The following is a 25,269-nucleotide window of genomic DNA, read 5'->3' on the forward strand; positions in this document are numbered from 1 at the left end:
TCCCCTTTTGTCACACTAATAGGTCATTCATATATTTAATTGTGTAATCAATTCCTTTTTCACCTAATTCTTCGGTCCAAACAGATGAGTGAGGCTCTATGCTTAATCCTCCTAAATATCCTTTAACTCTCAGTAAAGAAACAAATGTTTTCCAATCTGTTTGATCCAATCCTGCAGGCGGATCATCAATTCTTATTCCATTGACAAGCAGTGAGCCTTTCAAATGTACATGCTTAAAACGCTGACCCCAGTCCACTGTCTCTTGCAGATAATCTCCTCCAAAGTAACGGCTATGAGATGGATCAAATTTAATTCCTAATTCCTTCAAATGACCGTGTACGATTTTCCACACTTCTGGACTGTGAACAAAATTACCTTTTCGACAATTGTAAGATGACACATCTACACCCTTTTGTTTCCCGTACTCGATTAACAGTGAGAAAAACTGAATGGCTGCTGTACAATTTTCATAGTAGGATAGCTCCTCCACATAGTTACACCCACATACGAAGTTAGAGCACTCTAACTCATTTGCTACATCAATTAGCTGAAAACATTTATCTAATTCTTCTTCAATGATGCGCCCCTTTTTGTCAATGCGTAGCGATTTCCATCTACCAATCGAACCAACATTAACGTTATAGGTTTTTTTATACTGCTTTAACTTCTCCTTTTGATCATAAAATGCTGACACATCTTGCCCTTCATTTATACATAGCTCAACAAAGCTAAGCTCTTTTTGCTGTGCGTATTGAAAGCTTTTTTCAACTGGTTTTGCAATGATACCGAGTTCAAGCATTAAAATAACTCCCTCCTTTGTTTTCCAATAATTCTTTTGTTATATATATCTTATCGAAGCTGAGTCAATCTGACTTTCAAACTCTTAATCAAAGGGGAAGCATTTTTAGACATATATATTTTTCGTTTTTCATTTCAAAAAAAGAGGTTAAAAATCAACGGGTGATTTTTAACCTCTTTTTATACTATCTAACTTTGATGATGTAATTCTTATTAAAGAAAGAAGTAGAAAAGGCCTTCTTCATTAAGATAGGTACGATGATACTTCCTGCTATGCCTGTAAAAGCAAAAAAACCACGATGATTAAATCCAAATAGAACATAACTTAGTGTCCCAATACAACAATCATACAATAAGACATTTGTAATTTGCTTTTTAGACACAGAAGTAATCAGTATTTTAGAAGGCTTCACAATGCGCATTATTGTCTTTCACCTCTCGTTGTTATAATGACTTTTGCTCAGCAATCGTAATTCACTTAATGTCACCCAACTACAATTCCTAAAAGAGTAGCAATTAACCAAGATATTGCGGTGAGTAAACCCGATGACATAATCTTCATACCGCACATGTCTAGTAAACTATCTACACGGGTTTGCATAATTGTATATGAATATGTATAAATGGAAAAAACAATTCCTAATTCCCTTGCCTTCAAGTGAAACGATTCTTAAATTGCAGGCACTGCAATTGGTATGACAACGCGACCAAAGTAATTTTAAATAACCATGTTGCTCAACAATAATGAACATCTCGTGTGTCCTGTTTTTACTACTTACTCAGTCATAATAGCCTCCTTCTTTTGTTAGTTTGTACGCTGAATGAACTTGTCATTCTAGTGCGTATCACAAATTTTAGAGGGGGAAACAACGTATTTATAAATTATGTTTCGTTTCGTAAAAATCCAGAAAAAGTTTTTAGCCCTTTACTTTTTTCGTGTTCTCTCCTAACGATAAAATGAATTTCAATAGGACCTTCTACTAATTGCTGAATATGAAAGCATTCATTTTTTCTTGTGTTAGCTAAACTTAAAGGAAGTGCACTTATTCCTAACCCGTTTTGAACAGCCTGCATTACCGCTTCTAAAGAATCAAATTCGATTATCTTTTTATTCTCTTGGTTATGTTTTTTTGCATATGCTAGAAGCTTCTTTCGATATACACAATTTAAATCACTGTTTACGATAAGCGCTTTTGATTGATGAACATTTTTATCAAACGAAACAATAGCTATGCTTTCAAAATAAGTATAGACCTTTTGGAAAGCAGTTGGCTCATACTTGCCGCTAATAAACATTCCATCAATATCTCCACTTTCTAACCATTTCATTAACACTTGTTCTTGAGCTGTTTTCACTTTAATCAAAACGGTTGAATAGTTTTCTAAAAAATCGGTAATAAGCTGTGGGATTTTACCTGCTGAAACAGTTTGCGATGCTCCAATTGTCAAGGTTTTTTCGCTTTTTTCACTTGCTAACGTATCTTTAACTTCATTCATTAAGGTTAAAATCCGATTTGTATAGTCAATTAGAATCTCTCCTTCTTTCGTTAACTTTACACCTCTATTCGTTCGTTTAAACAATGAAACCTCTAATTCGTTTTCTAATACCTTGATTCGTTGACTTACGTTAGGCTGAACATAACCTAGCTGTTCTGCTGCTTTTGAAATCGATTTGTTTTCTGCAACTTCTTTAAAAATCTTTAAATCATTGCTTTCCATATCCGCTCTCCTCTTTGATATTAGTTAAAATGATATCTGTATTATTTATAACTATTATACTAATTTTTACCGGGGAGATATAATCATTTCTATAGAAGGGGATGATTCACGTGGAAAATGTAAAAGATAAAGTTTTTATTATCACTGGAGGCGCGACCGGGATTGGAAAAGCAACTGCTATAAAGCTTGCACTAGCTGGCGCAAAAGTCGTTATTAATTATCGAAGTTCAGAAAAAGAAGCGGAAATACTGCAAAAACGTATTCAAACACTAGGAGGAAAAGCCATTCTTTCAAAAGCAGACGTAGCTAGTCAATCTGACGTTCGTAAAATGATTCAGCAAACTGTACACGCATTTGGGCACATTGATGGTTTAATTAATAATGCAAGTATCACCAGTCAAATTGCAATGAATGACTTACAAAAAGCTTCTGGTGAAATATGGGATTCTTTATACAAGACCAACGTAAAAGGAATGTTTCACTGCGTACAAGAAGCTGTTTCTTATATGAAAAAAGGTGGGTCCATTGTCAATATTGGAAGCGTCGCTGGAGTAACTGGAATTGGTTCATCTATTCCGTATGCTGCAACAAAAGCTGCTATTCATACAATGACAAAGTCCCTCGCAGTTACACTTGCACCTCATATTCGTGTAAACTGTATTGCACCTGGAGCTGTTGATACACCTTGGTGGACTGGGTATGAAGAAAAGATGTATGAGCTTGCAGGGCATTTACCGCTTCAGCGTATATCCTCACCTGAAGAAATTGCTGACAGCATTTTATTTATGCTCACTCAACCATCTATTACAGGGCAGGTAGTCACAATTGATAATGGACAAACACTTACCTAAAAAAGCTATGGAGACCTACTCCATAGCTAATCTTTCTTCTTAAATTCCTGTAAACGCTTGTTTTCTAGCTCTGCTACGTAAATATCTCCCTTGCTGTTAACAGCAATATCATGAGGGATTTTTAACTGACCTTTATTCTCTCCCCACGAACCAAAGCGTTGAATAACTTCACCGTTTGTATTTAACACCACGACTTGATGAGACCCTTTTCCTCCTTCTGGATATAAGCTGTTACCTCCATCCGCTACATAAACGTTCCCGTCATCACCAACCTCGACGCCAAACGGTCTTCCTAACTCTTTAGAATTCCAGCTATCAAGAAAGTTACCGTCCTTGTCGAACACTTGAATACGTGCATTATTTCGATCTGCAACGTAGAGATTCCCGTTTTCGTCATGGCTAATACCATGAGGTAAATTAAATTCACCGTCTTTGTTACCAAGCAAATTCTTTTCCCAAATGAATTTTCCGTTTTGATCAAATTTTACAATTCGGCGATTACGATAGCCATCGCTCACAACGAAAGATCCATCTTTTAATACAGTTACATCCGTTGGTCTCGCAAAGGTATATTCATCCATTCCTGTTGGAAACTTCGGAAGGACGTTTCGGATTCGAAGAGCCGCTTCCATATAAAACGGATAGTCCGACCCAAATGTACCTAACAGTTTTCCTTCAGGCGAAAACTTATAAATCTTATTTTGAGAAATATCCGTTATCCAAACGTTGTCTTCGCTATCAATTTCTAAGCCATGTGGAGACTTAAATAAACCTTTTCCCCACGTATCTCTGACTTCCTTGGTTTGAGCATCCAGCACGACAACCGTGTCTTTATTAATTACTTCATCATTTCCATATGTAGCCGTTGCTCGGTGAAGATAATAAATATTGTCTTTTGAATCAACTGCTACACCACTTGCTTCACCAGCTGTTTTTTTATCTTTTGCTTCCACAGGCCAAACGATATTGGTTTCATACATTTGTGGTATATCTATCGTAACAGGCGCTTCTTTATAGATGGTTTTTGCTTTGCCCACTGAAAAGAACAGTAGAAGTGAAGTGATTCCTCCTATTAGTACTAGGCCCGTGATGATTTTCTTTTTGTGCTTCATATTGTCTTCCTCCTTGCTTACTCCTTAATTAGTATAAGCAGTTTTCAACACTTTTTCCAAAGTCATAGGTTTGAAATTATACTCAGACCTAAGGCGTAGAAAAAAAGCATAGGGTTCAACCTATGCTTTGTTATTTTTATTCTTTTGTAAGCTCGCTTTCTGTCACCCACTTATGGTTTTTCACTTCTTCACCGTCAGTTGTAGACATATAATCGACCATGTATACCGTTGTTTTTTCAGCAGAATCAATCGTTGCTTCTGCATCTTCCATGCCTTCCATATGATTTGCTTCAAGAACTACTTTTGTTCCTGCTGGTATCTCTTTTTCACCCGCATCTTTTATTTCTTCTTGAATGACCCACTTATGATTCGTTACCTTCTCTCCGCCGTTTGTAGGCGTGTAAGATACCACATATGCTGTTGTATCATATGCACCGACAATGGTTGCTTCTGCACCTTTCATCCCTGGCATATGATCAGTTATCAGCGTTGCTTTACTTCCGACTTTATACGTTGGGCTTTTAGCTTCTTGTAAACCTTCTGGTACTTCACCTGAGCTAGAGTGATTCATATGTGCATGATCTTCTTCTTTTTGTTCTTGTTTTTGATTATCTTCTGAATTCATCTCTTTGCTCTCATCTTTGTTTCCTGCACATCCTGCTAAACCAAGCATTGCCGCTAGCCCAATCAGAAATAGTGATCTTTTCATCTTCATCCCTCTTTTACAATTTTCTCATTCGCTCACTAGTTTTTTACGAATGGTTTAACGATATACGTTTAGTGTAAAAAAGAAATGTGCAGATTTTATGAAGAAACGCAATTTAAGATGCGATTATTTATGGAACGTCCCATTTATATCCCACTCCCCACACAGTTTGAAGGTGTTGCTCAATTGGAAAGCCAGCGCTTCTAAGCTTTTCCCTGAGATTACGCATATGGGAATCAACCGTTCGCCCTTCAATTTCTGTGTCATAGCCCCAAATCAACGTAACCAAATCTTCACGAGGAAAGACACGATTGGGATGCTTTAAAAATAAACAAAGTAACTCAAATTCTGTTTTGGTCATTGAAATACTCTCACCTTCATAAATAACTTCTCTGCTTTCTTCGTTTACGTGAAGCTCCTTATAGGAAACCTCTTTCTTTTCTACACCGGTTCTTCTCAATACAGCCTGTATTCGAGCCAGTAACTCTTCTTCACTAAACGGTTTTGTAATATAATCATCCGCTCCGCTATTTAAACCTTTTACAACATCCTCCGTTTGATCCCTAGCAGTCAGCATAATAATGGGGACTCTAAACTTAGCTCTAATTTCATTACAAACTGTCCAACCGTCTTTTTTAGGCATCATCAAATCGAGTAGTACTAGCTGAATCATTGGGTTGTTGTTTAGGTGCTTTTCTACCTTTGTAGAATCTTCACACTTCATGCATGAAAAACCATGTGGAGCTAAGTACAGTTCTAATAAGTCCAGCATTCTCACTTCATCATCTACTAATAAAATCGCAGTCATATTAACGCTCCTTTGGCAATGAAATCCTCACGGTTGTTCCTTTTTCTACTATGCTTGTCATCTCTACTTTTCCACCATGTGCCTCTACAATATCTTTTACAATCGATAACCCTAAACCATAGCCTCCATTTTTTCGAGACCTTGATTTATCTACGCGATACAATTTATCAAATACGTATGGGACGTCTTCACTTGGAATTCCCACTCCGTAGTCTTGAATAGACAGCTTGACGTGTGAATTACCTTCTTCAACGCTCATTAAAATCTTTTTTGTTTCAGAATACTTTAAGGCATTATCTAAAACGTTTGTAATGACTTGCATAAAACGCTCCTCATCAATTAGTACGTTTACATGCTTAGGACAATTTAGTTCAATATGGACATTCTTTTCACTTAAAGCTAATTGAAATGCTTCACAGATTTTTACTAAATAAAAGTGAAGTTCAACTTTTTGCTTTTCAATGAGAAACGTATTCTTATCTAAACGAGCAAGCTGAAATAAATCTTTTACAAGTTTTGAAATTCTCGCAGCCTCTTCTTCAATAATCCTTAAATATTTTGTTCGGTTTTCTTCACTTGTTTCATGACGCTTTGCCATATCTGCATAACCTTTTACATACATCAGCGGCGTTTGAAGTTCGTGCGAAATACTGCTCAAAAACTCGTTCCTCTCTTTTTTTAAACGCTGCAGTTCATTGGCAAGCGCTTGAATGGATGTTCCTAACTGCCCAACCTCATCCCGAGAATGCGCCCCCAGTTTTACCATCAAATGACCTTGACTAATCTTTTCTGTCGCATGCTTCATTTTAACTAAAGGTGCTGTGATTAGCTTTGATAAAGCAAATGTTGTAACAATCGCGAATAAAATGGAAATAACACCAGCTATGTAAAAGTGATGCTGGAGGCGATCAATCATTCCTTTGATATCTTTCGTATCTTTAAACATATACACTGTACCAACTTGGCGTTCATTTACTTCAATTGGAGAAGCTGTTGCAATATAAGGATTTTGTTTCCAATCTCTTTGCAAAATCTCCCCTTCATAAGGCAACTGTTTATCTCTCCACTCATTCACAGCCTCTTTTGCTCCTGTAATAAGAGGAGTTGAAGAACTCAACACTTTCCCATTTATGTTGGTAATGACAACATCCGTATCCGTCTCTGACTCCATCAATGCAACGTGACTAAGCGTTACGGGATCACGATGTTGCTCTAATACTTCTCGGTGACTATTTCCTCTTACTCTCAAGCTCTCTAACTCTTCTGAAATACGTGTGTTCGCTAATCCTGTATATAAATAGAAAAATAAACCTGCTTCAATAACCAAGATGAAAACTAAAAACAATAGTCCCAGTTTAATGGATACTTTATTCACTTCTTTCACTTCCCCTGTTAATGTACATCTATTATAAAGGATAGATATGAAGAAAGTGTGCAGATACCCCTTCACAAAATTTGTTTCTATTCACCTTGTTAAAATAAGTACCAAAGAAAAAGAGATACCAATCATAGAGTTGGCATCTCTTTTTCTTTATTATTTAGTAACCTCTTTAATTGCTGCTACGAAACGTTCTGTAATTTGTTGGGGACGCGTAATCGCTCCTCCTACCACTACCGCATGTGCTCCGTACTCTAAAGCCTTTGCCGCTTGCTCAGGTGTAAGAACATTTCCTTCTGCAATAACGGGTACATTTACATGAGCAACAACTTCCTTAAGGAATTCAAAATCATGTTCGTATAGTTTTTTATTTAACGTTTCCTTAGTATATCCGTATAACGTCGTACCTACGCAATCAAAACCTAGAGCTTCAGCTCCTAAACAATCCTCTAATGTCGCACAATCTGCCATCCATTTTTGCTTTGGGAATCTGTTTTTTAATTCTTTAATAAAATCTTGTAACGCTACACCGTTAGGTCTCAAACGATTAGTAGCATCAATTGCAATTAACTCTACCCCTGCTTCAACTAGCTGCTCTACTTCTTTTATAGTAGGTGTAATATAGACCTCTGAATCCGGATACTCTCTTTTTATAATTCCTATCATAGGTACTTTAATGGCCATTTTAATAGCAAGAATATCATTTATTCCGTTGGCACGTATTGCCATTGCGCCACCTCTAGTAACGGCATCAGCCATTTTCTTCATGATATCCGCACCATATAACGCTTCGTCTTCTAATGCCTGACAAGACACGACTAATCCTGATTTTATCTTTTCTAACATTTTTTAGAAACCTCGCTTTGTTCACATTTTAAGATCAAACCACACTCAAACATTCGATTCCAAGGGGCAAACGTTTGAACATCTACACGGGTGATTGTTTCAAAACTGTGATGAATTAATAATTGATAAGCATCCCTTACTCTCTTATTACGCTCTTTATTTACTAACGCAACTTTATCTTTCAAATTAAAATATGTAAGGTTATGTAATGGTAAAAAATCCTCTACCATCTTCATACGCACTTCTGCTTGATAAATATAATCATCAATAATGTGATAGATAATATTTTCAATAATCTTTTGCTTGTTCCCTTGTAGTCCAAGTACGCCTTGACAAAGTGTTGTACCAAGCGAATTACAGTTTGTATTCCATCCTTTATACGATAAAAGTCTGTCTAATAACCTCTCTTCATCAAGCAGCGTAATCAGTTCTTTATCTCCACCATTGGCATACGCACAATCTGCCACAATTACTTGTTTTCCTTGATTTAAAAACTGCTTTATCTGATCTACAAAGGTTAGTAGATGCCTGAAACTTGTATATGTAATATCTTTATCGCTCTGGTCCCATGATTCTTGCATTACGCGCCCGGGGGTATTGTAAGCTAAAATGATATCCGCTTCCGTTGCCGTCTCAGCTAGCTGGCATCCGGCTGCAAAAAGGTGTGCTTTTAAACTTTCTTGATAAGGTCGATCTTCGTACATTGGGATAAGCTGAGGCCCTAAGGTGCTGCTCCATATAGGATAAATTCGTGGGCGCTTTCCTTTTAATTGAGTATAAACACGAGCTAATAATGTTGCCCCTACCTCATCCGCTCCTGGATACATCTGTACATGTTGATGTAAGCGAAGCGCTTCAATTCCTTTCATAACTTTCGCTTGATCTATAGAGGTATAACCATATTCTGAACTGTCATCTTGTGGAATCGCTAAAAATGTAAGAGTTCCTTCTTTTACAAGCTTTAACATGCTCGTATTAATAGTAGAGTTAAAAGCTCTTCGCTCTTCATAGTCGTCTATATACTTTTTCGGAATGGTGTCAATAAGATTTTGAAGCTGTAACTCTTCGTCTTTTTTTAGATGTTCACGCTGCTTTTTATTCTGTAAATACGCCCTTAAGAAAATATGCTCTCCCCATTCTTCGTAATAGTCAGGCTCTTCATCACTCGAACTATATTTGGGAGTTCGCATAATCAAATTTGAAGCATAGATGAGTAAACCTGGATGCTCCTTGCGTAAAGAACGCAAACGCTCGATCCATAAAGTTGCTTCTGTATTTCTTAAATAATGAATTCGAGATGGCAATAGCCCTCCGTATATTAACATATCAATGCTTAAGATAATGGCTTCCACTTCTGAGGCTACGTCCGTTATCCATTTCCAAATCATTTCTTTATCAGCAGGAAGCTTCTTATAACCTAATGCTTCTTGAGGCGGTAAGAAAAGCTTAACCTCTGCTGAAGAATCAGCAATGCGTCTTACATAATCTGTATTACAAGGACGCTCATCAATTGGTAGATATGCAATGTTCACGTAACTTCTCCTTTCTTATAACAAATAACCTGCTAAAAATGCTAACTTCTCTTCATCATGTATTGGCGGCAATTCATGACCATACTCTGGATATATTCTTATATCTTTTCTCGCTGATAGATGTTGATAGAAAGCCAGAGTACCAGGTGAAGGGCAAGTAACATCTTTTAGTCCTACACCTACTAGAGTCGGGCATGTAATGTAACTTGCAAAATTTAAACAGTCTACGTAACTTAACGTTTTCAATACGTCATTTCTCGTTTTATGAAGCGGATCGTGCACTTGAAAGTAATGATTAATTTCTTGATAAGGTCCTTCTGTTGCAAGATTGATAGATTCATGAATAGCAGCTAGAAAAGGAATATCTACAAAGGCTGCACATATTTGAGTTTGTAAGGCCGCTGTCACTGCTGCCAAAGCTCCCCCTTGGCTACTTCCATCAACAAGAACGACAGATTTTTTTGATAGCGCTCTCAACACATCAACACTCCGATATGCATCCATATATACATAGCTATAGTAATAATCATCTGGACTATGTATCCCCAAAGTCATCCAGCCTGCAGAACCTCCATATGGATAACCATTATTATCTGAAGACTTAATGTTCTGACCGCGTACTTCTACTAGCAATATTGGAATGCCTTGAATAGCATATTTAAACATTTGATGTGGTTGCAGAGTATTCCAATTGTAGCCATGAAACACCACTGCTGCAGGTACTTTTTGAGTTGTTCTCTTTGGACGGATATATACAGCATGAATACGCGAATTTCGAAACCCATTAAAAGATACATCCGATACTTCAAGCCCTTCAATCCAGTACGCCCTTTTATTTACTTCAATATTTAACAATTGCTTTGTACTTTCTTCTATGCGCGTACGCCAAAACTCTTCAAAATCGGGCTGCCTTGTTAAGTTTGGTTTTTCGTTAACATTATTCGATTGAAAGAATGTAGAATTGTCCATCAGATGCCTCCTTACTCAGAGGTAGTCTTGGGATTACGAGTGATGAATTGCTTAGCAAAAGCAATCCCTCCTTTTAAACCAGCTAAATCTCCCAATGATGCAGGAACAATATAAGTGTCAAGCTCTTGAAGTAATGGGTGTTGTATGTAATTATTCATGTAAAAGTCAAGCTTTCTGCGAATCATCGGAAATAAGTGTGTCTGTTTCATTACTCCTCCCCCTAAGATTATCCTTTTAGGACTAAGAATGAGGATATAATTCATTAACGCTTGAGCAAGGTAGTCTGCTTCTATCTCCCAACCTTGATGTTGAACAGGAAGGTGATATGCTTTTTCATTCCACCGCTGTTCAATAGCTGGACCTGAAGCCAAACCTTCCAAACAATCTCCGTGGTAAGAGCACACACCTGAAAAGGAATCCCTCGGATGTCTTTTTACAAAAATATGACCCATTTCAGGGTGGCTCATTCCGTGTAAAATATCTCCTCCCACTACTGCACCAACACCAATCCCTGTTCCAACTGTCATATATATGCAGCTATTAAGACCTCTAGCAGCTCCAAAGGTATATTCACCAAAAGCTGCTATGTTTACATCCGTACTGAACGCAATCGGAATAGAAAAATGTTCTTTTAACATTTGAAGAAACGGATAATTCGTCCAAGCTCTTTTTGGAGTTGCGGTGATATAGCCATAGGTTTTACTTTGGCTATCTAAATCAATTGGTCCAAATGAACCTACTCCTAGCGCCTGCAAATTGTATGCAGAAAAATAATCGTATACAGCGTATAACGTTTGTTCAGGCCCTGTTGTTGGAAATGACGTATAGTCAATAATATCCCCTTTTTCATTCCCAACACCGCAGACAAACTTTGTTCCTCCCGCTTCAACAGCCCCTATTAACACGTAACTCCCTCCATTTACATAATGCTTTTTTGATTTACTTCCATTTCATTACTCTTTAATTCTTGTAATAGAACGTCTAATAAATAAAAAGAAGAAACCTCATTAATAGAGCAGCTAGCTCCGTTAATATCCTCTGACGCTGGAATTAGTAATCGCATATCTGATACATGGGAAAGAGGAGAATCTTGTTGGCTTGTAATACTGATTGTAAGTGCCCCTAGTTCTTTAGCACGCTCCATCATCTTTACTACATCTGTTGAATAGCCTGAGGAGCTCAACCCTATCACGACTGTATGTTCTCTCATTGCATAAGTAGACATCTCCATTTCGTATAAGTTTGAAAAAGCATCAGCTGCTATTCCTAGTTTCATGAACTTATACTTTAATTGTGTGGCAACAAATGCCATGTCATCTGCTCCGTATAAATAGATTTGCTTCACCTTTTTCAGCTGCTTTTTAAAGACTTCAACATTTTCAATTTTATAAAGGCTATCAAATTTAGCTAGCATATTCATATATGTTTGCTTAACTGCTGTTAAGCTTGTTAATTCTGAATGCTCATAAATTCTTGTACTAACCGTTGCCTCTTTCGCCATTAATCTCAGCTTGTTGTAAGATCCAAATTCTAGCTTCTGACAAAATCGCGTAATGGTTGCTTCAGAAACGTTAATTTGACGTGACATCTCAGAGATTGTTTTGTTTGGAACCGTTTCTAAGTTTAGGATGATATACTTCGCAATCATTTGCTCTCTTTTCGTTAGCTTATGACTATTCGACTCGATAATAGTTGTAATACTCTTTAACGGCTGTAACGCTTCTTGTAATAAGTAGTGTCGAAGTGCTCCAATCATTCCGGCATCATTTAAATTTCTTGCAATTTTAATTTGCACTTTATCTAATACAGCTGGCATTACGTCTTTTTGTAATTGTTTCATAATAAGAGGATATAAATAATCTTTTTGTGCAGTTATACCGCCCCCGATTATAATCATCTCAGGGTTCATCATATATGCTATTGTGGTAATCCCTTTTGACAGATAATATACCAACCTTTCAATCTCTTGAATGCAAATTTCATCGCCTTGACGGGCAAAGTTAAAAATACCTTTACCGTTTAATTGCTGTTCTGGAATCCCTTTTCGTTTGGCAACATTGTGAACCAATATTCTAGTTGATGCTAACTCCTGAAATTGACTTCCTTCAATGGGAATATATCCAATTTCACCTGCACTAAAGCTATGACCCGTGTGCAGCTTATTATCTAGAATAAAGCTACCTCCAATTCCCGTACCAACTGTTAGGCAAAAAATACTTTTAGCATCTTTCCCTGTTCCAATCCACGACTCTGCTAATCCAGCACAATTGACATCATTTTCAACTTCTACGGGCAGGTTAAAATATGCTTCTAATTCTTTTTTTAAAGGCATCCCCGTATACTCTGGAATGAGTGAAGAAGCGTACAGAATTTCCCCTTTTTTTGAGTCCACTTGTCCAGCTGTACTAATACATATCCCGCTAACGCTGTTTGTCTCAAGAAGCTGACTTCCATATTTTTTTACCTTTTCAATAATACGAGGACCGCCTAAGTGTGCTTCTGTTTCACATTCATATTTTTCTACAAACACTCCATCTTCCGTAAGCACACCATATTTAATTAGCGTACCGCCAATATCAAATGCTATAAATTTTCTCATTACCGATCACCTTCATTTCTAAAATCAGAACACTATCGTTCTGCTACTCTCCTCTTTTGACTAAAAGTGTTTTTATTTCCTTTGGCTTAAACGATATTTCTACGTCTGATTTTGCCTCGTACGTGTACATAATTTCATTATCAAAGTTTACTTCACTCAGTTCTGCGACATTAATTCCGAACGATAGCATTGTGGGTTCATTTAGCTCAGATGGATTAAACATTCGTATATAAAACGCACCTTTTCCTGCTTGCATAAATGATGAATGCACAATCTTTTGTGAAGACTGGATAAACAGCTGCTGTTCACGTTCATAAGCCATGGACTGTTGAGTAACAACTGATTGTCTTAACGCTCTTCCATTATTCCACGAATGATTATGCTCTCCCACTATTAAGGCGTACTCAAACTCATATTGACCTAAACACTGTGCACCTTTTACTTCAAAGCTTGGCCCAGCACCATTCCCTCTCGTTCGCAAATCCCGTCTAGATAACCATCCAACGCTTCGAATCATTGTTAAGAATACATAGTCCTCATCTTCTAACCTATCTACTTCATACTCTTGCATACCTCGATGAACAACTTGATGATCATTTGCGATAACACTAGAATACGTTGGATATTGGTTCATGATAGCCTCTTTATCTTTTGGCACATCTACCTGTTTATCTCGAATTGTTTCTCTTTTTCTTGCATCGAACGCTGTATCTGAATAGCTATAATCTGCTGCTCTAACTTGGAAGCCCACACGTAATTTTTGGTCCTTCGCTTGATTATGAACAGCTGTTTTAAAACAAATCTGCTTGTTGTGCTTATAGAGCTTTACTGTTGTAACTATTGTGTTCATCACATTGTGTTTACTTGGACCTGTTCTCTCTTTATTTAATGAAGCGGGTAGATTCATTTCATAATGAAGCGTGAGAGACTGATAGTTTTTTCCTTTTACAACATCTGTTACTTTTACTAGGTTAGCTTTACTCGTTTGATCATTAATAGGAGGTGAATAGTTGTATGTGTCTCCTGCATCAAGTGATGATATTAATTGATGTTGGTTATCGTATACCGTTCCCGTTTTACGATTTTCAACTTTTAGCCCCCTATTATCCCAAGTAATGCGATAAAATTCATTCTCAATAAATGTCTCTTTGGAGTCCGTAATGGTCTCTTGGTGAGCAACCGCTCGTTTAATTTCCACTCTTTTTGTCTCAACACCGTTAAACTCAAGCATGAATAAGACATCGTAGTATACATATTCACCGTAGTGTGGCTCTGCTAAAATATGCCGAAAAAAACCTTCTTTTTGCTCTCTTTTTAATAAATCAAACGATAGTTCTTTTTCATTATAAAACAGTTTAATGGCTCCCAAATCTTGTGTTGCTGGAATTTTTATTTGAGCATATACAGGATACACCGCTGCAAACGGTAGATTATTTATGCAATATAGGTACGAATTTTCAACCGTTTCATCTAAAAATTCAAATGGATATTCATTATTTAATATGTCTTTTTTAAACTGTTCAATTGCGTGAAGTGCTTTTTGAGACCTAACCTCCATTTCTGTATGAACTGCATCAATGCTACAACCACAGATGCTATCATGAGGTTGGTTTTGTAGAATTAACTTCCAAACATATTCCATAAACTGTTCTGAGTTTGTATTTCCATTAGTCCAAACGTTTAAAGCTTCCATAACACTGACAGCCTCGTCTTCACAACGTTGATTATCTCTTTTTAAATAAGAACGAGTCGAATAGACGCCTGGCAGAATAAACACTTTAGATGGATTACGCTGCTCTTCGTAGATCCTCTCAGAAAACTTTTGGCCCTCATACGTTTTGATATAAGCTGACATGGACGACTGCTTAAACGTAATATCTTGGAATTGTTCATTTAATTGAGCAACTCGCTTGTCTAGGTTCTCACATGTGTAAGTATGATCTGCTCCGTTCATCAATAAGAGCTTTCCTTGTGTCACATATGGCTCACTTCTTCTTATATAATCATCGGTCTCTTCAATGAAACCTTTATGTTTTAAAAATGTTTGATAATATCCTTCTTTTAATGGCAAAACCACTGTACGAACAGAACTTCCATCTGCTCCAACCCATTCATTTTCTAATGTGTTTGACACAGCACCTCTCCATATAAGGGCAAAAGGAATATTGTAACCTTGGAAAATTTGCGGCATCTGACTATTATGACCAAAGGTATCTGGAAGATAGCCAATTTTATAAGTTGACCCAGACTCTTTTGCTTTTTTAATGCCAAGTTCCAAGTTTTTTATTATTGATTCTCCAGATACTAAAAATTCATCTGCTAATAAATACCATGGACCTACTTCTATTTTGCCATTTTTGATATACTGAAGCAGCTTCTCATACTCCGCTTCATTTACAATCTCTTTAAAGTCATCTAAAACAATTGTTTGCCCATCTAAAAAAAAGGATTCAATCTGTCCCTCGTCAAGAAGTCTTTGAACATATCTCAAACCGTTTCGAAGCTTATAGCGAAATTCTTCAAACGTTTCATACCATTCACGATCCCAATGCGTATGGTTTAAAATGTGTACTTCTTTAATTCGATTCATGCTTTATGCCTCCATATGTTCAAGTAACACTTTTATATACGAACCATCAATTTCGTTTAATGGAATATTCGCTTTTAGAGAATAAGCGCAGGCCATTCCAGCAGCTTGGGCCATACTGCGAACAGTCGGCTGAATACGCAAAGAAGCCTGCATAAGGAATGTACTAGAGATATGACGTCCTACTACTATTAGGTTACTAACCTCATATGTGATAAGCGATCGGTACGGAATTTCGTAATACTCACCTTTTGTATACTTCGATTCATTTACATACTGATTCCCTACACTGTGTACGTCAATATACCAATCACCTTGTGCAATTCCATCATTAAAGCGTGCACGATTTACATAGTCTTGCTCTGTTAATACGTATTTTCCAATGATACGATAAGACTCTCTAATTCCCAGCTGCGTCGCTTCCTTTAGTAAATACGCATTAGAAAATCCAGGGATATATTTTTTCAAGAAAGCGGCCAAACGATGGATCATTTCACGGCCTTTAGTTACCGCTTGAGATCGCAACATGGGGCTAGTAGTCTGAAAAACACCTGGGATATGAGGGCAGTTAAATGACATTACCGTTGGTTTTCCAGGCTGCGTAAATGCTTGAAAATATCGGAGGTCCTCTTCTACTAAATCCCCTGCTTCGTATGCGCTTTGAAAGAGGGGTTCTAAGACGTGGCCCTTACCTGGTACCATCGCAATTTCAAAAAAACTGGCGTTTTCAATTTGACAAAATTGTTCGTTTTTTGATAACACATAGTGCCGCAATGTTGGAATGTCTATTCCACCCATTTCAAAACGAAAAGATATCTGTTGATTTTGTCCATCCACATTTCCAGCTTCCACTCTTACTCCGGCACTTCGAGATAACATAGCATCAGCAGTCGCATCCACGAAAGTTTTTCCTTTTATTGCGACGAGACCATCACATGTATTGACAATAATGTATGAAATGTTGTTATTTTCTTTCAGGCAGTCAATATAATTGGCGTCATACAATATATGCCCTTTTCGTTCTATAATCAACTGCTCCAAAACATAGCTCAGGGTTTCTACATTAAACCAACTACATGCTGTGGTACCATCACTCGTGCTGATATTTTCTTTGTGCAGCCTTTCAATAATAAGCTGGTTCACTCGTTGACTTTTTACATAAGTCGGCATCATAGGTGATACTAAGGCATTAGTTTGGGTTCCACCGAGGGATATCATTTTCTCGACAACAAGGGCTGTAAGCCCTTCTTCCAATGCAGCGATAGCTGTCGCAGCACCACCTGTGCCTCCTCCAACAACAACACAATCAACTTCATAAATAACAGGAATAGCCCGATTAAAAAACATAATTTGTTTCAATACGTTCAACCCTTCCCCTGATTTAACTATGACAACCAAAAGTGTATAGTGTAGTTTACCTCCTTACCCTTTTACAGCTCCATCCGTTGCTCCAGAGATAAAATACTTTTGAAGCCAAATAAAAATCAGCAATGTTGGAAGCGTAGTTAAGATTGAAGCAGCGCTAATTAATTTTAAATTAGATCCATCAAAATTCTGAGATAACTGCGCTAATCCAATAGAGAGGGTGTACATACTACTTTCGGTAGAATTCAAAAGAGGCCACAAATAATCTCCCCATGTTCCCATAAATGTAAAAATTGCTAGGGTAACAAGCGTTGGCTTTACCAACGGCAAGGCGACAAGATACCATACCTTCAATTGATTTGCACCATCTAAATAAGCGGATTCCTCTAATTCCTTTGGGATTCGCAAATAAGCTTGTCGCATTAAAAAGATTCCAAATGCCGTAGAAACTTGCATGACTACAAGACCTAGGTACGTGTTGCGTAACCCGAGCTCACCAGCTAGCTGAAATAAAGGAGCCATGTAGAGCTGAAATGGAACCATCATTGTAGAAATAATTAAAGCTAATACTATACTTCGTCCTCTAAAGTTCATTCGAGCTAGAGGATATGCTGCCAAGCTGCAAAATAAAAGATTTAATGGAATTGCTATTATGGTTACAATTGCCGTATTGATAAAATACGTACCGAAGTTAGCTTTATCAAATGCAGTTACAAAGTTATCTATGGTTGGGTTTGCTGGCAAAATGCTTGTATAAATCCCTTCTCCTGGAGATTTCAATCCCATCAATAGCGTAAGCATAAAGGGTCCAATTGTTAAGAAAGTAATTAATATCATTAATAAGTATAGGATGAATTTTTGAGACAATTTCGGTTGCATGTATGTCTTCTCCTCTCATTAAGCTCTTAAATCATCTTCACGTTTACTTGTTACCTTCATTTGAAGAAGTGATGCACCAATTGCTAGGATTAGCAACACAATTCCTGCTGCTGAGGCAATGCTTACATCTAACCTCATAAATTTCTCATAGATGTACATAACTAACGTGGTTGTAGCACCAGATGGTCCACCACCAGTTGTAAGCGCAATTTCTTCAAAAACCTTCATTCCAGCAATGATTGTCATCACAGAAACAAGCGTGAGAGAAGGCGTCAACATTGGAACTGTTATATGGCGAAACTGTTGAAAAATCGACGCTCCATCAATGCTAGCAGACTCATAAACATCTTTTGGGATACTTTGCAAGCCTGCTAAGTAAATAATCATGTAATATCCTAGACCTTTCCACACAGTGATTACAGCAACTGCAACTAGAGCCGTTGTTGATTGTACAAGTAAATTCGTTGGAGCATCAAACAATCCAAGTTTAACAAGAACTGCAGATACAAGTCCGTTTTGTGAATAAAGCATTTTCCACATTAGCGCAGCTACAACCATAGGCGTAATGACAGGAAGGTAATATAGAATTCGAAAGGTCGAAACACCTTTAATTTTCTGATTTACAAGAACCGCTAAGATCATTGGCAAAAAAACATTGAGCGGAAGAACGATAACTAAAAATACTAATGTGTTAACAAGAGCTGTCCAGAAATTTTTATCACCAAATAACTCTTTAAAATTCGCTAGCCCAACATACTCACCCGTACCTGCGATAATTTTATAATCTAATAAACTCCATTTAAATGCTTCTAATATCGGAAACACTAAGAACGTTCCTAAAATGATGATAGAAGGAAGCAAAAAGAGCCACGGGGATAATTGTTTCATGCCTACCTTGCGCTTTTTCTTCGAAATAACGTTTACTTTGTTATGTAATACAACGTGTTCTCTCTCCATACCCTACTCTCCTTTATAAACAAAAAAGAATAGCTTACTAGCAAGCTATTCTTTTTTCTATTACCTAAAACGTTACTTCTTCACCTGTTTCTTCAAACGACTTGTTCCACTCCTCAGCTAACTCTTTTAAAGCTTCTTTTGGCGTAACTTTCCCTTGCAAATTCTTCACAAAGATATTTTTAGTAGCTTCACGTAAGTCTGCACTGTTTTCCGTAGGTGGAATTAATACTTTAGAACGATTTAATGCTTCAGAAGCTTGAAGCATTCCAAATCCTTTTGGCGAATCACCAGGTTTTTTAAAATAGTCATCTTCTAAAGATTCTTTTGTTGATGGAAGAACGGTTCCAGCTGTTTTTGCAAATTCCAACTGATTTTCTGCGTTTGTTACAAACTCAGCTAATGCTACTGCAGCCTCTTTATTTTGCGTTTTCGCCGGTACGGCAAAGTTCATAACAGCTACATTAATCGGTGCTTTTTCGTTTTCTAATGGTTGACCTGCTTTTGATGCACTATATACTTCAGGAGCTCCTGATTCAACAGGGCCTAAAAAGGTTACCCCACCCTCCAAAAAGGAAATGTTACCTGCCATGTATAGTTCTTGACCTGTTTTCAATGAACCTTCAGCCGTTTCTTGTGGAATAATTCCTTCTTTGTACATCTTCTGTGTTACCGTGAAGAATTCTACTAAATCTTTATTATCTTCAAACGTCGCTTTGCCGTTTTCTACAATAGGTGTTCCGTTTGCTATCGATACCATCTTTTCCATGATAGTATTACCATCATTGATAACTGGATAGTAAGAAGGTTTTCCAGTAGCTTCAGTAATAGACTTGGCTGTATCATAAATACCTTTAACTGTAGTTGGCAGCTCCTTTACTCCAGCTTTTTCAAAATGATCGGCGTTATACCAAGATACTGTCGTTGTTAAATACCAAGGCAAAGCATAAAGTTTTTTATCATAAATCCCAGATTGGAGTGGCCCTTCGACAAATGAATCTTTGGCTTGATCACTTACCATATCATCTAACTCTAACAACCCGCCTTGTGCCGCTATGTTAGACATATAATGTGGGTTTAAATTTACAACGTCTGGAACATCATTTCCGGTTAAAGATGTTAATACCTTTTGTTCCATTTCATTTTGTGGAACATCTTCAATAATGACATCGACTTCTGGATGAAGTTTTTCAAAATTTTTCTCGATGTTATCAAAGTATGTATCAAATGGATCCCCAGATAAAGACGCTGTCCAAAGCGTGACTTCTCCAGATAGTTCACCTCCTGAAGGTGCTTTACTGCTAGCATCTTCTTTTCCACAGGCAACCATGCCTGTAGACAGCGCTACCACAATCGTCCCAACTAATAATTTGTTTTTTTTCTTTCTCATTATCCATTCCCCCTATGAATCTGATAGAAAGCGTTTTCTTTCTTTATAATACAAGGTGAATTGTAGAATATCAATACGTTTTCAAAATTATTTTACTTTTTTATATTTTTTTGAAAATTAATTTCTTTTCGGTATATATGTCATAGAATAAAAAGAGTGGACCTTTTAAATCAAGGCCCGCTCCCTTTGCTTACTGCTGATGATTCAGTGAATAGCTTACCCACATGTTCACTTGCTCTAGATCTTCTTTCATACGCTTTCCAACTGTTTCATTTATTTTTCCTTGGCTGACAAGTTCATTTATTTTGTCTAAGCCATCTCGAACAGCAGAGTCTACTGCTTTCGGGTTTTTCTTCAACAATTTTATAATCTGTTTAACCTGCTTCTCTAAATTCTTTCCGTCCTTACGATTTACTGCTCCTTCTTTTATATAAATCTCGTGAAGAGAACTCATCATTTCTTCTAACAGAACTTGAGATGCCACCAGAGGCTCTTCTCCAGGATTTACTGCCTTTTCTCGCCAAGGCCCTTTGCCAAGAGCATCTACAGACGGAGCACTTGCTTGTCCAAATGCAAACATATTGACACCTGATGTACCATGCTTAGCGGATAATACATCATCTACGGCAGCCATTTCGCTTAAATGGTGATAGAAAGAATAAATTCCAGTATAGTACATTGTTCCTTCAGGCATCAGCTTTTTACTATCTGTTACTGTTTTTTGAATACTGTTGAAATCATGCCCATAAGCCTGCGGTATGACTCCGTCAATATCGTCTTTCCAATCGCTAATCAGCACAGCTTCTGGTCCAGGTTCAGGCGTAGCTGTCATCATAAATTTCTTGTCTATCTTTTTCGATTGAGTGTGTAGCTTGTCTACAAACAAATTTTCTTTTTCTCTCAGCCATTCCTGCCACTTATTCCATTCTTCCTTATCCGTTACTGAGTCAATCTCATAAGGATCAACCCCAAACTTTTCTTTATATAATTCACGTACTGCTGTGCTAAACCCGTAGCTTTGATTAGGAGCGTGGTGTGGATAACGCATGTAATCAATGTTTAACCCTTTAATATCATATTTCGTTTGCATTTCTTTATAAACATCTAGCATGAACGTTTGAACATCAGGCTGTGCAATATCTAACCAATAATACTTACTTGCCGTATCTGGTGCTGGCTTTCCTGATTTATTGTCACGCTGAATAGCTGCCCATTCAGGATATTTGCTAAACTGGGAAGGAACTCCCAAACTAGACTCACCAACCATAAATCCATCTGTCCAAGCTTGAATAGTGAGACCACGCTTTTTCCCTTCTTCTATATAAGCCGCTAACAAGTCCTTTCCATACTTTTCATAGTCTCCGTTTTGAAAGCGAGGATGCTGTGCAGGAAGTCCATATTCCTTCATTGTGTCACTAGGGTAAATAGTATAGCCATGAAATGTTGTTTCAAGATAAACGGAGTTAAACCCCGCTTTCTCCATGCGATCGAGCACTTGCTTTACACCAGCCAAAGTAGTTTCTTCTGGACGATACCAAATAGCACGTTGCTCTGCTACATGAGAAGGAAGTGAATAGTAATAAGCGTCATATGCTAATTGGGTAGCTTGTCTAGTTAAATCCAATGCTTTCAGCGGGTTTTCTTCCTGTATCGCTTTGGCTTCTTTCAGCAAAGATTCGGCTTTGCCAGCAGCTTCTTTCGCTTCTTTCATTTCAACGTCTAGAAATTCTTCACCTGCTTTTTTAATTGAAGCATGAGCTTGTTCAATTGCTTTTTGACTTTGATATGCAAAGCTTTCAACATTTTGAGTGATGGTCACTTCACCCGCTTCATTAACCTCTACTTTAGCCCCTATGATTGAATGAGATGAAAGCCAATTAGCTCCTATGCCGTGTCCGCTCACCACAAAGCCGTTTTGAGGAATTTTAGAGTTTCCTCCCCCTAACTTTGTGACAAAACCATTTTCTACTGTGATTTCATAGCCATATTGATTCGTTTTTGTTGTATCACCAAACTTAGAAGTATATACAATTAATTGATCCGGTCCTCTAAACCCATCATATATTGCACCATCTGGATTAGACGCTTTTGTCGGATCAACAGAGTTAGACTTTTTATGCTCAATTTTTGCAACCGGTTCAAGAAGCGTAACTGTTTCACCATTTTGAAGTTGGTTCAAAAAGCCCTCAATCTCGGCTAATGTTTTTGCTCCAGTTGATAAAACTAGACCACCTTCAGGTATTTCACTATCTCCATTTGTTTTTTTAATTACTTCATACGTGTTTAGCCCTACTTTTTTTAAGACTACTTCTTTGCTTCCCATACTTGTTTCGGTATAGTAGCTAAACGCATCATTAAACAAAACTAGCTTATTTTCATTGCCTAGCTGATTTACTTGATTAATAGCTATGCGCTCCCCAGATTCATCTTGAATGGTTAAAACATTAACAGGCGTGACTTGGTTTTCAGCTGATACAGACGAAGACATCCCTAACGAAGATAGAACAATGGTTGAAACAAGAGCAGAATTTACTAATAGCTTAGACTTTGAACTCATGGCTTATCCCTCCCTGATTTGATAACGCTTACAAATTACAAGACTATCAAAATATTTATAAAATTATTTTGATAGTTTTTATTTTAATGAAATTTATTTTCTTTTTAAACCAAAAAAAATATTTTTTAGAAAAAACAGGTACTTCTACCTAATTTTACGGGTGACAAACCATGATTTCACATTTTCCTATAATGTCAACTTCATGGATTAACGCCGGTAACATAAAATGACTCCCTTTTTGGAATAGATATTCTCTATCACGATAGACTAACTTTCCTTCTCCATTAATAATACTACATAGCAAAAATGGGTCGGTTATCAAACGCGAGACTTCTCCATTAACTGCCCATTTATGTACAGAAAAATATTGGCTTTGAATAAACGTTGTGATTGTAATGTTTTTATCTCTAGTTACAGATATCGAATGGTTAAAATCGGTATGAGGAACGTTTGTAACGTCAAGTGCTTTCTCTAAATGTAATTCTCTTTTGTTTCCATTTTTATCAACGCGATCATAATCATAAATTCGATAAGTAGTGTCAGAGTTTTGCTGAATTTCTAATACGAGAGTTCCTTTGCCTAAAGCATGAATGGTGCCGCTTGGTACATAAAAGAAGTCTCCTGGCTTAACTTTAACTTTTTTTAAGAGCTGATCCCATTGACCTTTGGTAATCATTTCTGCAAATTCTTCTTTTGTAGCTGCATGATGACCATAAATGATTTCTGCTCCTTCTTTGCAGTCAAGGATGTACCAACATTCTGTCTTGCCCATTTCTCCTTGCTCAAAAGTTGATGCATATTCGTTTCCTGGATGAACTTGAACGGACAAATCTTCATTCGCATCTAAAATTTTCACTAGTAAAGGAAATTGATCTCTTTCTAAATAATTGAAAATCTCAGGATATTGTTTCCATAGTTCATCTAACGTTTTTGTCGAAAAGGAACCTTTTTCTATCGCCGAAGGTCCATGAGGATGAGCTGATATTCCCCAACACTCACCAACTAATTCTGAAGAAATTTCATAATTAAATACATCCTTTAATGCTGTTCCTCCCCAAATGCGATCATGAAAAACTGGTTTAAAAAAAATTGGTTCTCCCATAAAATAAATTCCCCTTTCACTAATAAAAGTGTAAATACACCCTCTGTACGCATGAATGTTCACGCTGAGTTTATTTTAGAATGATAATTCAGAAAATTGCAAGCGTTTTATTAAATAACTACTAGCAAGATACAACTCACTTTCATTAATTGGTTTGCTTTAAAAAGAGGTTTAGCTCTTCAACTATTTCATGAGAATGTGTCCAATGAAGGTAATGATGTCCGTTTAACATCACCACTTTATGATGATGCTGATTTGCAATTTCCTGCTCATAAAATGATTGTATTGATTTGCCGTTTTTTTCTTTCTGAAAGTTCTTAGCAAAAATTAAGACTGGTACTTTATTTGGAATATTCAAGGATTCCGTTTTATTTATATTTCTTTCTATCTCATTCATTTCCATAATGATGTTTTTGTTGTATCCTTTTATGCTAGTCTTTACCTTTATCATTTTTAACTCTTTGCTAGAATAAGTTCCTGGTTGAGTTATAGGTAAATAAGACTCATCATCACGTTCAACTACTAGACGAGCCACTCCTGTTGGAGCAGCAAATCGAAAAATAATTGGCATCGTTGGGGCCGCTTCACCAAAATACCTTAGCATCTTTGGGAACGTTGGATCAATGCCAACAATGGCTTCCACTTCATCAGGGTAGTGATTGGCATAATACATTGCATAAATGCCTGACACCGAATGAGGCATAAGAATATATGGACCTTGTATGTCTGCTTTTTTCAATGCACTTCTTACTTCTCCAATAATATTTTCAGCCGATCGTTCATCCTCTGTAAAATCACTCCAACCATAACCAAAAGGCTCCACAACTACGACTTTATAGGTATGTGATAACTCGTTCATAAGAGGAGAAAAATCAACAACTGGAGCAGGTGTTCCAAGGCCCGCTAATAATACAATTGTTTGTTTCCCTTTACCTTTTTGATAGATATGCATCTGCTTTCCTTTTACTTCTACAAGATCTCCTAAGGGTGGGTAGCGATTTTCTTCCACAACAGTTAATATTTGATGCAAGGTTATCCATGTTACACATACTATAGCTAAAGATATGTTTACTCTTTTTATTATTTTTTTTAACATATAAGCCCTCCTACGATTTAA

General features: G+C 37.1%; 21 protein-coding genes. 1 reads left to right on the plus strand and 20 read right to left on the minus strand.

The annotated features are described in order from the left end of the window. Nucleotides 1-10: 10 nt before the first annotated feature. The 3 genes from V2145_RS11885 to V2145_RS11895 all read right to left on the minus strand — a co-directional run bounded on the left by V2145_RS11885 (nucleotide 11) and on the right by V2145_RS11895 (nucleotide 2,517). On the minus strand, nucleotides 11-799 hold the full coding sequence (locus V2145_RS11885) for a sugar phosphate isomerase/epimerase family protein (RefSeq protein WP_330987775.1): 789 nt from the start codon (nucleotides 797-799) through the stop codon (nucleotides 11-13). Nucleotides 800-983: 184 nt separating this feature from the next. Further along, the gene (locus tag V2145_RS11890; RefSeq protein ID WP_330987776.1) at nucleotides 984-1,220 is read right to left on the minus strand and encodes a hypothetical protein; all 237 of its coding nucleotides are present in this window, start codon (nucleotides 1,218-1,220) and stop codon (nucleotides 984-986) included. 460 nt (nucleotides 1,221-1,680) lie between these two features. Continuing rightward, entirely contained in the window at nucleotides 1,681-2,517 is an 837-nt protein-coding gene (locus tag V2145_RS11895) for a LysR family transcriptional regulator (protein WP_330987777.1), read from the minus strand. A 110-nt stretch (nucleotides 2,518-2,627) separates the two neighbouring features. Here V2145_RS11895 and V2145_RS11900 point away from each other — a divergent pair, with 110 nt between their 5' ends. Further along, nucleotides 2,628-3,368, plus strand: coding sequence for an SDR family NAD(P)-dependent oxidoreductase (locus tag V2145_RS11900; protein ID WP_311858506.1), 741 nt, complete (start codon nucleotides 2,628-2,630; stop codon nucleotides 3,366-3,368). Between the two features lie 26 nt (nucleotides 3,369-3,394). Here the strand turns inward: V2145_RS11900 and V2145_RS11905 are convergent, their stop codons facing one another. From V2145_RS11905 to V2145_RS11985, 17 genes are all read right to left on the minus strand, one after another. Continuing rightward, nucleotides 3,395-4,480, minus strand: coding sequence for a peptidyl-alpha-hydroxyglycine alpha-amidating lyase family protein (locus V2145_RS11905; protein WP_330987778.1), 1,086 nt, complete (start codon nucleotides 4,478-4,480; stop codon nucleotides 3,395-3,397). A gap of 136 nt (nucleotides 4,481-4,616) precedes the next feature. Further along, a complete protein-coding gene (locus tag V2145_RS11910; protein ID WP_311858509.1) occupies nucleotides 4,617-5,189 on the minus strand; it encodes a YdhK family protein in 573 nt (190 codons plus the stop codon). 127 nt (nucleotides 5,190-5,316) lie between these two features. Then, nucleotides 5,317-5,994, minus strand: a complete 678-nt coding sequence (locus V2145_RS11915) for a response regulator transcription factor (RefSeq protein ID WP_131886928.1) — start codon at nucleotides 5,992-5,994, stop codon at nucleotides 5,317-5,319. Nucleotide 5,995: 1 nt separating this feature from the next. After that, entirely contained in the window at nucleotides 5,996-7,369 is a 1,374-nt protein-coding gene (locus V2145_RS11920; protein ID WP_330987779.1) for a HAMP domain-containing sensor histidine kinase, read from the minus strand. A gap of 159 nt (nucleotides 7,370-7,528) precedes the next feature. Further along, the gene (locus V2145_RS11925; RefSeq protein ID WP_094909676.1) at nucleotides 7,529-8,218 is read right to left on the minus strand and encodes an N-acetylmannosamine-6-phosphate 2-epimerase; all 690 of its coding nucleotides are present in this window, start codon (nucleotides 8,216-8,218) and stop codon (nucleotides 7,529-7,531) included. Then, a complete protein-coding gene (locus V2145_RS11930) occupies nucleotides 8,212-9,750 on the minus strand; it encodes a DUF4127 family protein (protein ID WP_330987780.1) in 1,539 nt (512 codons plus the stop codon). Before V2145_RS11930 ends, V2145_RS11925 begins: the two co-directional genes overlap by 7 nt. A 15-nt stretch (nucleotides 9,751-9,765) precedes the next feature. Then, nucleotides 9,766-10,719 (minus strand): acetylxylan esterase, encoded by a 954-nt coding sequence (locus V2145_RS11935; RefSeq protein WP_330987781.1) that lies wholly within the window; start codon nucleotides 10,717-10,719, stop codon nucleotides 9,766-9,768. An 11-nt stretch (nucleotides 10,720-10,730) separates the two neighbouring features. Then, the gene (locus tag V2145_RS11940; RefSeq protein ID WP_330987782.1) at nucleotides 10,731-11,624 is read right to left on the minus strand and encodes an ROK family protein; all 894 of its coding nucleotides are present in this window, start codon (nucleotides 11,622-11,624) and stop codon (nucleotides 10,731-10,733) included. Nucleotides 11,625-11,638: 14 nt separating this feature from the next. Continuing rightward, nucleotides 11,639-13,318, minus strand: a complete 1,680-nt coding sequence (locus tag V2145_RS11945; protein WP_094909670.1) for an ROK family protein — start codon at nucleotides 13,316-13,318, stop codon at nucleotides 11,639-11,641. 43 nt (nucleotides 13,319-13,361) lie between these two features. Then, nucleotides 13,362-15,908: a glycoside hydrolase family 38 C-terminal domain-containing protein gene (locus tag V2145_RS11950; protein ID WP_330987783.1), complete on the minus strand. Its 2,547-nt coding sequence runs from the start codon at nucleotides 15,906-15,908 to the stop codon at nucleotides 13,362-13,364. Nucleotides 15,909-15,911: 3 nt separating this feature from the next. Then, nucleotides 15,912-17,273 carry an FAD-dependent oxidoreductase gene (locus V2145_RS11955; protein ID WP_330987784.1) on the minus strand — a complete coding sequence of 454 codons (1,362 nt, stop codon included), beginning with the start codon at nucleotides 17,271-17,273 and terminating at the stop codon, nucleotides 15,912-15,914. A gap of 54 nt (nucleotides 17,274-17,327) precedes the next feature. Further along, nucleotides 17,328-18,149: a carbohydrate ABC transporter permease gene (locus V2145_RS11960; RefSeq protein ID WP_311858519.1), complete on the minus strand. Its 822-nt coding sequence runs from the start codon at nucleotides 18,147-18,149 to the stop codon at nucleotides 17,328-17,330. 18 nt (nucleotides 18,150-18,167) lie between these two features. Beyond that, nucleotides 18,168-19,106 (minus strand): carbohydrate ABC transporter permease, encoded by a 939-nt coding sequence (locus tag V2145_RS11965; protein WP_311858521.1) that lies wholly within the window; start codon nucleotides 19,104-19,106, stop codon nucleotides 18,168-18,170. A 64-nt stretch (nucleotides 19,107-19,170) separates the two neighbouring features. Beyond that, entirely contained in the window at nucleotides 19,171-20,493 is a 1,323-nt protein-coding gene (locus V2145_RS11970) for an ABC transporter substrate-binding protein (protein WP_330987785.1), read from the minus strand. A gap of 190 nt (nucleotides 20,494-20,683) precedes the next feature. Next, a complete protein-coding gene (locus V2145_RS11975; protein ID WP_311858524.1) occupies nucleotides 20,684-23,050 on the minus strand; it encodes a glycoside hydrolase family 10 protein in 2,367 nt (788 codons plus the stop codon). A 154-nt stretch (nucleotides 23,051-23,204) separates the two neighbouring features. Further along, nucleotides 23,205-24,152: a mannose-6-phosphate isomerase, class I gene (gene manA, locus V2145_RS11980; RefSeq protein ID WP_330987786.1), complete on the minus strand. Its 948-nt coding sequence runs from the start codon at nucleotides 24,150-24,152 to the stop codon at nucleotides 23,205-23,207. 145 nt (nucleotides 24,153-24,297) lie between these two features. Beyond that, nucleotides 24,298-25,248 carry an alpha/beta fold hydrolase gene (locus tag V2145_RS11985; RefSeq protein ID WP_311858527.1) on the minus strand — a complete coding sequence of 317 codons (951 nt, stop codon included), beginning with the start codon at nucleotides 25,246-25,248 and terminating at the stop codon, nucleotides 24,298-24,300. Nucleotides 25,249-25,269: the final 21 nt, after the last annotated feature.

Origin of the sequence: Priestia sp. GS2, from assembly GCF_036409025.1 — a bacterium.
In the GTDB taxonomy this organism is placed as follows: Bacteria; Bacillota; Bacilli; order Bacillales; family Bacillaceae_H; genus Priestia; species Priestia aryabhattai_A.

What these genes read in the sequence shown, in the direction of transcription:
- V2145_RS11885 (WP_330987775.1), bottom strand. Translation starts at nt 799, where the DNA reads ATGCTTGAACTCGGTATCATTGCAAAACCAGTTGAAAAAAGCTTTCAA.
- V2145_RS11890 (WP_330987776.1), bottom strand. Translation starts at nt 1,220, where the DNA reads ATGCGCATTGTGAAGCCTTCTAAAATACTGATTACTTCTGTGTCTAAA.
- V2145_RS11895 (WP_330987777.1), bottom strand. Translation starts at nt 2,517, where the DNA reads ATGGAAAGCAATGATTTAAAGATTTTTAAAGAAGTTGCAGAAAACAAA.
- V2145_RS11905 (WP_330987778.1), bottom strand. Translation starts at nt 4,480, where the DNA reads ATGAAGCACAAAAAGAAAATCATCACGGGCCTAGTACTAATAGGAGGA.
- V2145_RS11910 (WP_311858509.1), bottom strand. Translation starts at nt 5,189, where the DNA reads ATGAAAAGATCACTATTTCTGATTGGGCTAGCGGCAATGCTTGGTTTA.
- V2145_RS11915 (WP_131886928.1), bottom strand. Translation starts at nt 5,994, where the DNA reads ATGACTGCGATTTTATTAGTAGATGATGAAGTGAGAATGCTGGACTTA.
- V2145_RS11925 (WP_094909676.1), bottom strand. Translation starts at nt 8,218, where the DNA reads ATGTTAGAAAAGATAAAATCAGGATTAGTCGTGTCTTGTCAGGCATTA.
- V2145_RS11935 (WP_330987781.1), bottom strand. Translation starts at nt 10,719, where the DNA reads ATGGACAATTCTACATTCTTTCAATCGAATAATGTTAACGAAAAACCA.
- V2145_RS11945 (WP_094909670.1), bottom strand. Translation starts at nt 13,318, where the DNA reads ATGAGAAAATTTATAGCATTTGATATTGGCGGTACGCTAATTAAATAT.
- V2145_RS11950 (WP_330987783.1), bottom strand. Translation starts at nt 15,908, where the DNA reads ATGAATCGAATTAAAGAAGTACACATTTTAAACCATACGCATTGGGAT.
- V2145_RS11960 (WP_311858519.1), bottom strand. Translation starts at nt 18,149, where the DNA reads ATGCAACCGAAATTGTCTCAAAAATTCATCCTATACTTATTAATGATA.
- V2145_RS11965 (WP_311858521.1), bottom strand. Translation starts at nt 19,106, where the DNA reads ATGGAGAGAGAACACGTTGTATTACATAACAAAGTAAACGTTATTTCG.
- V2145_RS11970 (WP_330987785.1), bottom strand. Translation starts at nt 20,493, where the DNA reads ATGAGAAAGAAAAAAAACAAATTATTAGTTGGGACGATTGTGGTAGCG.
- V2145_RS11975 (WP_311858524.1), bottom strand. Translation starts at nt 23,050, where the DNA reads ATGAGTTCAAAGTCTAAGCTATTAGTAAATTCTGCTCTTGTTTCAACC.
- manA (WP_330987786.1), bottom strand. Translation starts at nt 24,152, where the DNA reads ATGGGAGAACCAATTTTTTTTAAACCAGTTTTTCATGATCGCATTTGG.
- V2145_RS11985 (WP_311858527.1), bottom strand. Translation starts at nt 25,248, where the DNA reads ATGTTAAAAAAAATAATAAAAAGAGTAAACATATCTTTAGCTATAGTA.